Genomic DNA, 10,643 nt, shown 5'->3' with positions numbered 1-10,643 from the left:
GTGCCGTACGACTGGACGACGGCGGCGCGGATGTCCATGAAAGGTCTCCTCGGATCGGATTCAGGGCACAGGACGCGACAGATTTAGTGGGTGCCACGTAGGTTTTAGTACGCGACACCAATTAAATTAGTAGGTGCCACGTACCTTTGCAAGTAGAATCCGGCACATGACCTCAGCGCACGACACCCCGCCCCCGCCGACCGAGGATCTCGGTCTGGTCGACGCCCTCGCCCAGCTCTCGTTCCTCGTGCAGAACGCGCTGGCCGAGATCGCCGGGGAGTACGACCTGTCGATCACCCAGACGCGGCTGCTCGGGATACTGCGGGACCGCGAACCGACGATGAACGAACTCGGCCGTCACCTCGGCCTCGACAAGTCCTCGATCACCGGCCTCGTCGACCGCGCCCAGCGCCGGGGTCTGGTCACCCGCACGCCCAGCACCGTCGACCGCCGCTCGTTCCAGGTGTCGATCACCGACGCCGGACGGCAGCTCGCGGAGCAGGTCACCGCCCGGTTCGCCGAGCGGATCGAGAAGTGTGTCGAGCCCCTTCCCGCAACCGACCGGAAGCGGCTGTCGCGGATGGCGACGCGGATCGTGACCGCCGACGCCCACGACCGTGGCATCGACCTGCGCACCGACCCCCGCTGATCTGACTCCGTCAGACGGAGCTGCGCGGCACCGTCACCACGTGCTTGCCCACGACGCCGCCGCGCTCGAACGCCTGGTGCGCCGCGGCGATGTCCGCGAGCGGGTACACACTGTCGATCACCGGCCGCAGCGCGCCCGAGGTGACACGGTCGGCCACGTCGCGCAGCACGGGGGTCTCGGGGTTGGCGCTGAAGGTGCGGATACGGCGGGAGCCGTGCACGCTCGACGCCGCGATCGCGGCGATGGCGGACGGGGACAGTCCGACGGTGACCATCCGGCCGCCCTTGGCCAACCGGCCCCGGTAGCAGTGCAGTTCGGTGCCGACGGTGTCGACGATGACGTCGAACGGCCCGATCTGGTCGGAGGTGGTGGAGCCGTAGTCGAGGACCTCGTCGGCGCCGAGGTCGGTGAGGATCTTGGCGTGGCGGTCGCGGGCCAGCGCGGTCACATGGCCGCCCATCGCGTGCGCCAACTGCACGGCGGCCGTGCCGACTCCGCCGGCCGCGCCCCGGACCAGGACCTTCTCGCCGCTCACCAGGCGCACGCTGTCGCGCAGCGCGATCAGCGCCGTGGAACCCGCGACGACCAGGGAGGCCGCCTCGACCGACGAGAGGTCCGCCGGGGCGTGTGAGATGCGCTCCGCGGAGACCACGACGTACTCGGCCGCCCCGGCGACGGAGTGCCGCTGCCTCGGATGCACCATGCCCCACACCCGGTCCCCGACCCGGTAGCCCTCGACACCGGCGCCGGTCGCGGCGACGACGCCGGCGAAGTCCAGCCCCACACCGATCGGGAACCGGCGCCCCGACACCATCTTCAACTCCCCCGACCGGACGATCACATCGTGCCCGTTCACGCTGGACGCCTCGACCGACACGAGGACCTCACCCGAGCCGGGAGAGGGACGGTCCACCTCGTTGACCCGCAGTACGTCCGCAGTACCGAAACCCGTGATCTGAACGGCCTTCATATCGCTGTTCCTTCCGTGGCCCGCTGTGTGGTTGATCCGATGGTGGACCCCGCACGCGACATCACGGTCGTTCTCCTTTTCCTGGGTCCGGCAGACCCACCCTCGCGGGCCGCGCCGACGGCATACTGGCGCGGTGAACGACTCCTCCCACGCCATGAGCGACGATCCCCGACGCGAACTCGCGGAGTTCCTGCGCACCCGCCGAACTCGGCTGCGGCCGCAGGACGTCGGCCTGGAACCCGGCCCGCGACGGCGCGTCGCGGGACTGCGGCGCGAGGAGCTGGCCCTGCTGGCGGGAGTGAGCTCGGACTACTACCAGCGCATGGAGCAGGGCCGCGACGTACGCCCCTCCGAACAGGTCCTGGACGCTCTCGCGCGCGCCCTCAACTTCTCCGCCGAGGAGACCCGCCACCTGCACAGCCTCGCCACCGCCGCACGCACCCCGGTCCAACCGCCGCGTTCCTACGAGCCGGAGGAGGTACCCGACACCACGCTGCGACTGCTGAACACCATGACCTCGCCCGCCCTGGTCGTCGGCCGTTTCCTGGACGTGCTGGCCTGGAACCCGCTCGGTGGCGCCCTGCTGGGCGACTTAACCCGCCAGCCCCAGAAGGAACGGAACATGCTGGCCCTGTTCCTGCACCCCCAGGCCGACCGGACCTGCCCGAACCGGGCGGCCACCGTCGCGGAGCTGATCGGGATGTTGCGGACGCAGGTCGCCGCCGATCCGGGGAACCCGCGCGCCGTCGAGCTGGTGGGTGAACTCGCCGTCCGCAGCGACGAGTTCGCGGCCCTGTGGGCCCTCCACGACGTGGAGGAACCGACCCGCGGCCAGATGCGCCTCGACCATCCCCGGGTCGGCGAACTCAACCTGGACTGGGACGCCTACCCGATACCGGGCAACCCGGGCCCCGCGCTCATGGTCTGCACCGCGGCCGAGGGCAGCCTCGACGCCGAGCGACTCCACCTCCTCGCGGGCCTGCTCGACGTCCGCTGAGGACGCCCCCGGTCAACCGCCCAGCCGGAGCCCCGCGAACCAGACCTCAGGGGTACCGGGCCCACCGACGAACACCCCCTACGCGGATCGGCACTCCGCGAGCCGCCGCTCCAGAAACCTTCGTTCCGCCGCGTTCTCCACCAGCTCCAGCGCCCGTTCGTACGCGACCGCCGCCTCCGCCGTACGACCGCTGCGGCGCAGCAGATCGGCGCGGGTCGCGGGCAGCAGGTGATAGTCGTCGAGTTCGCCCGACCTCTCCAACTCGGCCACCAACTCCAGTCCCGCATCCGGGTGTTGGGCCATGCCCACGGCCACCGCCCGGTTCAGGCGCACCACCGCGGAGGGCACGAAGCGCTCCAACTCGCCGTACAGGCCCGCGATATCGGCCCAGTCGGTGTCCTCGGCCGTGGGCGCGGTGGTGTGGCAGGCGGCGATCGCGGCCTGGATCTGGTACGGCCCGGGGCGGCCCCGGCGCAGCGCGGTCTCCAACAGGGCGGCGCCCTCGTCGACTTCGGCCCGGTCCCACGCCGTACGGTCCTGGTCCTCCAGCGTCACCAACTCGCCCGCCGCGTCCACGCGCGTTTGGCGCCGGGCGTCGTGCAGCAGCAACAGGGCCAGCAGGCCGAGGACTTCGGGCTCGTCCGGCATCAGGCGGGACAGCACGCGGGCCAGGCGGATCGCCTCCGCGCACAGGTTCGTCCGCACCAACTCGGCACCGGACGTGGCCGCGTAGCCCTCGTTGAAGAGGAGATAGACGACCCCCAGCACGCCCGTCGTCCGCTCGGGCAGCAGATGCGCGGGCGGCACCCGGTAGGGGATACCGGCGTTGCGGATCTTCTTCTTCGCCCGCACGAGCCGTTGCGCCATGGTCGCCTCGGGGACGAGGAAGGCGCGGGCGATCTCGGGGGTGGTCAGGCCCGCGAGCGTGCGCAGGGTCAGGGCGACCCGGGCCTCGATGGGCAGCGCGGGGTGGCAGCAGGTGAAGACCAGCCGCAGCCGGTCGTCCTCGACGCCGCTGTCGTCACCGTCGTACTCCGGGTCGTACGGTCCCTCGTCCCGCCCCAGCACCGCGACCTCCCGCAGTTTCTCCGCCCCGACCGCCTCCCGGCGCAGGACGTCGAGGGCGCGGTTGCGGGCGGTCGTGGTCAGCCAGGCGCCGGGGCGGCGCGGGATGCCGTCGCGCCGCCACCGGTCGAGCGCCTGGGCGAAGGCGTCCTGCGCGCACTCCTCCGCGAGGTCCCAGTCGCCGGTCACCCGGATCAGGGTGGCGACGACCTGGCCCCATTCCTCGCGGAAGGCGGCGGCGACCGCCTCCTCGACGTCCGGCACGTTCACTCCCAGACCGGCCGCACCTCGACCGAGCCGCCGTCGGAGGCGGCCGGATGCCTGGCGGCCAGGGCGATCGCCTCGTCGAGATCCGCGACGTCGATGAAGGCGATGCCGGCGAGGTATTCCTTCGTCTCCGCGAACGGCCCGTCGCTGAGCAGCACTTCGTCGCCCCGGACACGCACGGTGGTGGCGTCCGTGGAGGGCCGAAGCCGTGCGCCTCCGGTGACCCGGCCCGCTCGCACCTCCTCGAAGTAGGCGGCGAAACGCGGGTCGTCGGCGTGCTCCGCCGGGCTCTGTTCCTCGTCCCCGACCGGGGAGCAGAACAGCAGGGCGTACTTCATCACGCCTCCTTCAGGGACACGGCGTGCTCGTGAGTGATCAGCCGGCGCAGGCCGACGTCGCGGTAACCGGTGGTCACGCGCACGGTTTCGTCGAGCGGGGAGCCGTCGGTGCGGGTGCCGGTCAGGCGCACGAGGGAGTGGGCGAAGCCGATGCTCTCGTCCACCTGGATGCGCAACTCCCGCACCTCGCGGGTCACCGGCCCGGTGACCGACGCGAACAGGTCCCGCAGTGCCTTGCGGTGGGCGTCGAGGCCCTGGCGCTCGTGGCCGTCGGCGAGGTGGAAGACCTCCGCATGGGGCGCGTAGCAGGCCAGCGCGCGGTCGACGTCCCGGTCTCGGGCCGCCTCGGTCAGTTCGGCGTCGAGCGCGCGGATCTCCGCCTCGGCGTCCTCGTCGTCCCAGAACCTGCGGACCTCCAGGGCGCCGATGGTGGCCACAGGATGCTTCGCGGCGGCCTCGACGGCCTCCTCCAGGGTGTCGCACTCCAGGATGTCGTATCCGGCGACGTACTCCTTGGTCTCCGCGAACGGCCCGTCGGTGCGCAGCACCTCCCCGCCACGCACCCGCACGGTGACGGCCTCGGCGGGCAGCGCGAGCCGGTGACCGTGCAGCCGTACGTCCCGCTCGCCCAGCTCCTCCACCCAGGGCTCCACGGGTGCCATCCCGGAGCCGTCGGCGGTGTCGTCGCCGCACACCAGCAGCATGTATTTCATGGGTCCTCCCAGTCCTCGATGAGCTTCCTACACCCCACCGACGAACGCGACCGAGCCGGATCGACAGCCCCCACAGAAAAAATCCGGAGAGGCCGGGGCACCGGCCCCGGCCTCTCCCCCACCAGCACTACGCACCTGTCACGCGGTGGCGGCCTGCACCGACGGCTCCCCCGCCCCCACGGCCGCGCGCTCGGTGTTCTTCCGCACCAGCAGCAGGGTGACCACCGCGCCCAGCAGCGAGGCGCAGCCGCAGATCACCACGCCGATGGCCATGCCGTGGCCGAGCGCGGTCTGCGCAGCGGCCTTGGCCTGGGCGCTGCCCGCGTTGACGACGGCGAGCGGACCGGCCGCCTTCTCCATGCCGGCGTCGGCGCCGCTGAGCTTGCCGACGAGGGCGGAGGACGCGAGGCTCATCGCGATGGTGGAGATCACGGCCGGGCCGAGGCCCTGGCCGAACTCCCGGACCAGGCTGGTCGCGCCGCTGGCCATGCCGGTCATGTTGATCGGTACGGCGTTCACGGCCGCGGAGGTCAGCGAGGAGACCACGCAGATGAAGCCGATGCCGAGCAGCAGCACCGGGCCGATGAAGGCGGCCAGAGAGGTGGTGGTGATGGGCAGTGCGGCGATCCAGAACTGTCCGGCGGCCATGGGCAGCAGCCCGCCCATCAGGAGCCAGCGGGCGTCGATCCGGGTGAGCATCCGGCTGAGCACCGGTGCCAGCAGCAGCGGGATCAACTGAAGGATCACGAACGGCATTCCGGCCCGCAGCGCGCTGAGGTGCATCACCGCGCCGAGGCGGATCGAGACGCAGTAGGCGGTACCGATGAAGCCGAACATTCCGGCCAGGGCGACGACGGCCGCCGCCGCGAACGAGGGGATCTTCAGCAGGTCGAGGTTGAACATCGGCGAGGCCGCGCGGGTCTCCGCGACGACGAACCCGGTGAGCGCGACGGCCGCCAGGGCCAGCGAGCCGACGATCGCCGCGCTGCCCCAGCCGCGGTCGCCGCCCTCGATGATGCCCCAGAGCAGGGCGGTGAGGCCGACGGCGATGGTGATCTGCCCGGGCCAGTCCAGCGCGCGGCCCTCGGGCGCCTTCGAGTCGGTGACGAGCTTCCAGGAGGTGACCGCGACGACGAGGCCCAGGACGACCGGCGGCACGAACGCCCAGCGGAAGTCCGCGACCGTGGCGAGGATCCCGGAGGACAGCGGGCCGAGCGCGGAGGCCAGCGAGATCGACAACGCCCAGGTGGAGACCGCCTTGGCGCGGTCCTTGCCGTCGGGTGTGGCCGCCGCGATGACCGCGAGGGAGCTGGGGAACAGCGCGGCGGCGCCGATGCCGGCCAGGGCCTGCCCGGTCCACATCATGGTGATGTTCTGCGAGGTGGAGTTGAGGAGTTCACCGAGCGCCAGGACGAGTCCGCCGAGGACCAAGAGCCGCTTGCGTCCGAAGAGATCGCCGACCACACCGAAATTCAGTTCCAGAATCGCGGTGGGAAGAATGAACGCGGAGGTGACCCAGGCGACCTGGGAACCCGACGCACCGAATGCGGCCTGAATTTCTCCGTTGATGGGCGAGGGAACGGTAATGCACAACTGTGCCGCCGCGACCGCGAGACAGCATGCTATGAGAGTTCCGGGGTCCAGTCTTTTCAAGGAGGTCGAATCCGTCATCGTGCGTGCCCTCACTCTGCGTTTTTCTCTATGAGTTCGATGAGATTTCCCTCGGGGTCACTGACCCAGGCCATGCGCACTCCGGGCTCGGGGGACGGCCCGGGTGCCATGACCTCGCCCGCGCCATGGGCCACCAACGCGCCGTGGACGGGGTCGAGTTCGGGGGTGGTGACCGCGAAGTGCCCGTATCCCTCGGTGAGGGCGGTGGTCAGCGGGTCCGGTGCGCGAAGGCCGGGGGCGGAGCCGGGTCTGGCGAGCAACTCGATGCGCCAGCCCCGCGGATGCTCCAGGACGACGCCGCGCAGACCGGGCCCTTCGAGGTGGAACTCGAAGACGGTCTTGAGGCCGAACGCCCCCTGGTACCAAGCGACTTGGGCCGCCAGATCCCGTACGTTGACGCCCACGTGGTCAAGTCGGGTGGTCACGGCGGCTCAGCCCGCCATCGCGCTGTCGCCGCCGTCGACCATGAGGTTGGCGCCGTTGACGAAGGCCGCCTCGTCGGAGCAGAGGAAGGCGGCGGCCCGTGCGATGTCCTCGGGCTGCCCCACCCGCCCGACCGGGATGCGCGCCTCCAACTGCGCCTTGGGGCCTGCCGGATCGTCGAGGAAGGGCGCGGTGGCGGAGGTGCGGGTCATGCCGGGCGCGATGGTGTTGACCCGGATGTGATGCGGGGCGCCGGCCGCGCACAGGTGCAGGCTCATCGCCAACACCCCTCCTTTGGCGGCCCCGTGGGGCACCATCGGCATGAACGGCGCCCCGCGTACGGCGGCCACGGAGGCGACGTTGAGAACGGCCCCGCCACCCCGCGCGATCAGGTGCGGCCAGGCGGCCTGGGTGCAGAAGTAGGGGATGTCCAGCTCGTTCTTGATGGTGAAGTACCAGTCCTCGGCGGGCATCGTCCCGAACGGGCCGTTCCGCAGCGCGGAGGCGTTGTTGTAGAGGATGTCGATCCCGCCGAAGGCCGCGATCCCGGCCTCGATCCACTCCCGGGCGCCACCCTGGGTGGACAGGTCGACCGGAGCCAGGGACCGCATGGTTCCGCCGGCCTTTTCGACGAGTGCCACGGTCTCGGCCGCACTGTCCTCATCAATGTCACAACCGAAGACCTCGGCACCCTCCGCCGCGAATATCAGCGCCGCGGCCCGCCCTATTCCAGCCCCCGTTCCACTGATGAAAGCGATTTTCCCGGCCAGTCGACCCATGATTGCCAAGTCCCTTGTCCCGTGCCGCCGTGGTGCGGTGGTGGCAGCGTAGGTACGGCCATTGACTAGAACAAGAAATGGGTCGCCGAAGGGCCATCGGGGGTTCGTATGGCTGGTATGAGGCGGGAAGCCGGAAACTCCTCACAGGTTCACGGCAGGATGTCCCCATGACCACCGACGACCAGGCCCGCCTGATGCGCGCCAACCAGGCGAACTGGGACGCCCGCACCCCCGTCCACCTCGCCAGCCGGTTCTACGGCCTAGACGGGGACCCGGACCCGGACCGCTGGTTCGCGTCCTTCGAGTGGGACGACCTGGGCGACCTGACGGGCCGGGACGTCCTCCACCTCCAGTGCCACCTCGGCACCGAGACCCTCGCGTTCGCGCACCGCGGGGCGCGGGCCACGGGCCTCGACTTCTCCGAGGCGTCCGTCGCGGCCGCGAACGCCATCGCGGCGAAGGCGGGCCTCGACGTCGACTACGTACAGGCGAACGTGTACGACGCCGAGGAGGCTCTGGGGCAACGGCAGTTCGACGTCGTGTACACCGGCAAGGGCGCCCTGTGCTACCTGCCCGACCTGCCGCGCTGGGCGGACGTGGTCGCCCGACTCCTGCGCCCCGGCGGCCTGTTGTACATCGTCGAGTTCCATCCCCTGCTCAACTCGCTGGGCCCGAAGCCGGCCCCGGGCGACGGACCGGAACTGCTGCTGCGCCACGACTACCTGGGCGGCGGGGGCCCGGTGCACCGGGACGCGACGTTCACGTACACCGACGGCCCGGCCGTAGAAGGGGCGACCGACAGCTACGAGTGGATGCACGGAATAGACGAAGTCATCAACGCGTTGACAGCAGTGGGACTGAGCATCCGGCGCCTTCGCGAGAGCGACGAACTGCCGTGGCCGCGCTGGCCGCGGATGGCCCGTGCCGAGACCGGCTGGTGGCGACTGCCCGAGCCGCGGATCCCCCTCCTGTACGGTCTCCTGGCGAGTCGCTGAGCCCTACGTCACACTTAGAACCGCGCCGGGTGTGCTACGGTGCGGTCAGCACTTGTGCACGCCCCGTTCCGGGCGCCGGTGCCAGAAGTACTTCTCCTCCGCCGAACAGCCCGTCGATTCCGACCGGCACACCGGCTTCTCCACACCACTTCGTGACCGGCGTTTTCCGCCGTACCCGAGGTGATGTTCCCCGCCGCCCCGAGGAGCGCTCGTTCGCCCTCCGTCTGCGGCTTCTCCCCCCTTCCTTCCGCATGACACACGCATCCCGTCCTTGAAAGGACCACCCATCATGACCACCACACTCGAACCCCCAGTACAGGAACAGCCCCGCATCCAGACCGCCACCGGTGTCCTCGACATCGACGGCAACGGGAAGGGGCACCTGCGAGCGCTGGACTGCCGGCCCTCGCCCACCGACCTCCAGGTCTCCCCCGCGCTGATCCGCCGTCACGGCCTCCGCAAGGGCGACCTCGTGGAAGGCGTCCGCGGCGGGCAACGCGCCCTGACCGAGGTCGCGTTCGTCAACGGGCACACGCCCGCCGAACTGCGCGGCCGACGCCACTTCCGTGACCTCACCCCGCTGCACCCGCGTGAGCGGCTGCACCTCGAACACCCGGCGTCCGGCCTGACCGGACGCGTCGCCGACCTGATCGCCCCCGTCGGCAAGGGCCAGCGCGGGCTGATCGTGGCCCCGCCCAAGACCGGCAAGACCGTACTGCTCCAGCAGATCGCGGCCGCCGTCGCCGGCAACCACCCCGAGGCCCACCTCATGGTCCTGCTGCTCGACGAGCGGCCCGAGGAGGTCACCGACATGCGGCGCTCCGTGCGCGGCGAGGTGTACGCCTCCACCTTCGACAAGGCCCCCAAGCAGCACATCGCGCTGGCCGAGCTCGTGATCGAGCGGGCCAAGCGCCTCGTCGAGTCCGGCGAGGACGTAGTGATCCTCCTCGACTCACTGACCCGGCTGTGCCGGGCACACAACAACGCGGCCGCGTCCGGTGGCCGTACCCTCAGCGGCGGTGTCGACTCGACCGCGCTGATCGGCCCGAAGAAGTTCTTCGGCGCCGCACGCCTCGCCGAGGAGGGCGGTTCCCTCACGATCCTCGCCACCGCACTGGTGGAGACCGGCTCCCTCGCCGACAACGTCTACTTCGAGGAACTCAAGAGCACCGGCAACATGGAACTCCGCCTCAGCCGCGACCTGGCATCCCGCCGGATCTTCCCCGCCATCGAGATCACCCCGTCCGGCACCCGCCGAGAGGAACTCCTCCTCACCCCGGCCGAGTTGACGACGGTACGGGGCCTGCGCCGCGTCCTCCAGAACAGGGACGCCCAGGGCAGCCTGGAGACCCTGCTGGAGCGAATGCGAGAAACCCCGGACAACGCAACGTTCCTACGCCAGATCCAGCCCACGCTGCCGTCGAACTGACGGCGACGGGCATGCCCTTAAGAGGCGCGAGGCTGTGTCGATGTGCGGCTCCGCCGCGTGGGCGCGACCAGCCCCCACCGGACCCGCAGACGAATCACTAGCGCATCCGGGTGTTGACGAACCCCCCTCGGCCCGGCCAACACCCTCCGCAGCGTCTCTGTTCCTACGTTTGCAGTATGACAATCGGATTCCCACCCCGGACCGCTGTGTCGGCCTGCGCCCTCTGCCTAGCGGGCGTCCTCGCGTTCACCCCAGTCGCGGCGGCAGCAAACACCGGGTCGGATCCCGGTACACCAACTCCACCCCCCGCACTCCTGAACCGCCCCGACACCCAGGTGCTCCCACAC

At 70.6% G+C, this 10,643-nt stretch carries 11 protein-coding genes; 4 read left to right on the top strand and 7 right to left on the bottom strand.

Annotated features, from left to right (window positions below; all coding sequences use genetic code 11):
- Positions 1 to 166: 166 nt before the first annotated feature.
- Positions 167 to 649, top strand: a complete 483-nt coding sequence (locus AC31A1_RS37225; protein ID WP_489657533.1) for a MarR family winged helix-turn-helix transcriptional regulator — start codon at positions 167 to 169, stop codon at positions 647 to 649.
- Positions 650 to 659: 10 nt separating this feature from the next.
- Here the strand turns inward: AC31A1_RS37225 and AC31A1_RS37220 are convergent, their stop codons facing one another.
- The gene (locus AC31A1_RS37220; RefSeq protein ID WP_489657532.1) at positions 660 to 1,619 is read right to left on the bottom strand and encodes an NADP-dependent oxidoreductase; all 960 of its coding nucleotides are present in this window, start codon (positions 1,617 to 1,619) and stop codon (positions 660 to 662) included.
- A 154-nt stretch (positions 1,620 to 1,773) separates the two neighbouring features.
- On the opposite strand from AC31A1_RS37220, the gene AC31A1_RS37215 reads away from it, so the two are divergent.
- Positions 1,774 to 2,616 (top strand): helix-turn-helix transcriptional regulator, encoded by an 843-nt coding sequence (locus tag AC31A1_RS37215; RefSeq protein ID WP_489657534.1) that lies wholly within the window; start codon positions 1,774 to 1,776, stop codon positions 2,614 to 2,616.
- 78 nt (positions 2,617 to 2,694) lie between these two features.
- Here the strand turns inward: AC31A1_RS37215 and AC31A1_RS37210 are convergent, their stop codons facing one another.
- From AC31A1_RS37210 to AC31A1_RS37185, 6 genes are all read right to left on the bottom strand, one after another.
- Positions 2,695 to 3,951 carry an RNA polymerase sigma factor gene (locus AC31A1_RS37210; RefSeq protein WP_489657531.1) on the bottom strand — a complete coding sequence of 419 codons (1,257 nt, stop codon included), beginning with the start codon at positions 3,949 to 3,951 and terminating at the stop codon, positions 2,695 to 2,697.
- Positions 3,948 to 4,286 (bottom strand): YciI family protein, encoded by a 339-nt coding sequence (locus AC31A1_RS37205; protein WP_489657530.1) that lies wholly within the window; start codon positions 4,284 to 4,286, stop codon positions 3,948 to 3,950. The genes AC31A1_RS37210 and AC31A1_RS37205 overlap by 4 nt, the downstream gene beginning before the upstream one ends.
- A complete protein-coding gene (locus AC31A1_RS37200; RefSeq protein ID WP_489657529.1) occupies positions 4,286 to 4,999 on the bottom strand; it encodes a YciI family protein in 714 nt (237 codons plus the stop codon). Before AC31A1_RS37200 ends, AC31A1_RS37205 begins: the two co-directional genes overlap by 1 nt.
- Before the next feature lie 138 nt (positions 5,000 to 5,137).
- Entirely contained in the window at positions 5,138 to 6,670 is a 1,533-nt protein-coding gene (locus AC31A1_RS37195) for an MFS transporter (protein ID WP_393754577.1), read from the bottom strand.
- Between the two features lie 11 nt (positions 6,671 to 6,681).
- Positions 6,682 to 7,095: a VOC family protein gene (locus tag AC31A1_RS37190; RefSeq protein WP_489657528.1), complete on the bottom strand. Its 414-nt coding sequence runs from the start codon at positions 7,093 to 7,095 to the stop codon at positions 6,682 to 6,684.
- A 6-nt stretch (positions 7,096 to 7,101) separates the two neighbouring features.
- On the bottom strand, positions 7,102 to 7,872 hold the full coding sequence (locus AC31A1_RS37185) for an SDR family NAD(P)-dependent oxidoreductase (RefSeq protein ID WP_489657527.1): 771 nt from the start codon (positions 7,870 to 7,872) through the stop codon (positions 7,102 to 7,104).
- Positions 7,873 to 8,039: 167 nt separating this feature from the next.
- Here AC31A1_RS37185 and AC31A1_RS37180 point away from each other — a divergent pair, with 167 nt between their 5' ends.
- On the top strand, positions 8,040 to 8,867 hold the full coding sequence (locus AC31A1_RS37180; RefSeq protein WP_489657526.1) for a class I SAM-dependent methyltransferase: 828 nt from the start codon (positions 8,040 to 8,042) through the stop codon (positions 8,865 to 8,867).
- Between the two features lie 289 nt (positions 8,868 to 9,156).
- Positions 9,157 to 10,296: a transcription termination factor Rho gene (gene rho / locus AC31A1_RS37175; protein ID WP_489657525.1), complete on the top strand. Its 1,140-nt coding sequence runs from the start codon at positions 9,157 to 9,159 to the stop codon at positions 10,294 to 10,296.
- The last annotated feature ends 347 nt before the right edge of the window (positions 10,297 to 10,643 follow it).

Source organism: Streptomyces sp. P5F9 (genome assembly GCF_057961495.1).
Note: the sequence above shows the minus strand (reverse complement) of the source record. Positions and strands in the feature narration are given on the sequence as shown.

Coding starts and splice junctions, on each gene's coding strand:
- AC31A1_RS37195 (WP_393754577.1), bottom strand. CDS start 6,670: ATGACGGATTCGACCTCCTTGAAAAGACTGGACCCCGGAACTCTCATA.
- AC31A1_RS37180 (WP_489657526.1), top strand. CDS start 8,040: ATGACCACCGACGACCAGGCCCGCCTGATGCGCGCCAACCAGGCGAAC.
- AC31A1_RS37220 (WP_489657532.1), bottom strand. CDS start 1,619: ATGAAGGCCGTTCAGATCACGGGTTTCGGTACTGCGGACGTACTGCGG.
- AC31A1_RS37205 (WP_489657530.1), bottom strand. CDS start 4,286: ATGAAGTACGCCCTGCTGTTCTGCTCCCCGGTCGGGGACGAGGAACAG.
- AC31A1_RS37185 (WP_489657527.1), bottom strand. CDS start 7,872: ATGGGTCGACTGGCCGGGAAAATCGCTTTCATCAGTGGAACGGGGGCT.
- AC31A1_RS37200 (WP_489657529.1), bottom strand. CDS start 4,999: ATGAAATACATGCTGCTGGTGTGCGGCGACGACACCGCCGACGGCTCC.
- rho (WP_489657525.1), top strand. CDS start 9,157: ATGACCACCACACTCGAACCCCCAGTACAGGAACAGCCCCGCATCCAG.
- AC31A1_RS37215 (WP_489657534.1), top strand. CDS start 1,774: ATGAGCGACGATCCCCGACGCGAACTCGCGGAGTTCCTGCGCACCCGC.
- AC31A1_RS37225 (WP_489657533.1), top strand. CDS start 167: ATGACCTCAGCGCACGACACCCCGCCCCCGCCGACCGAGGATCTCGGT.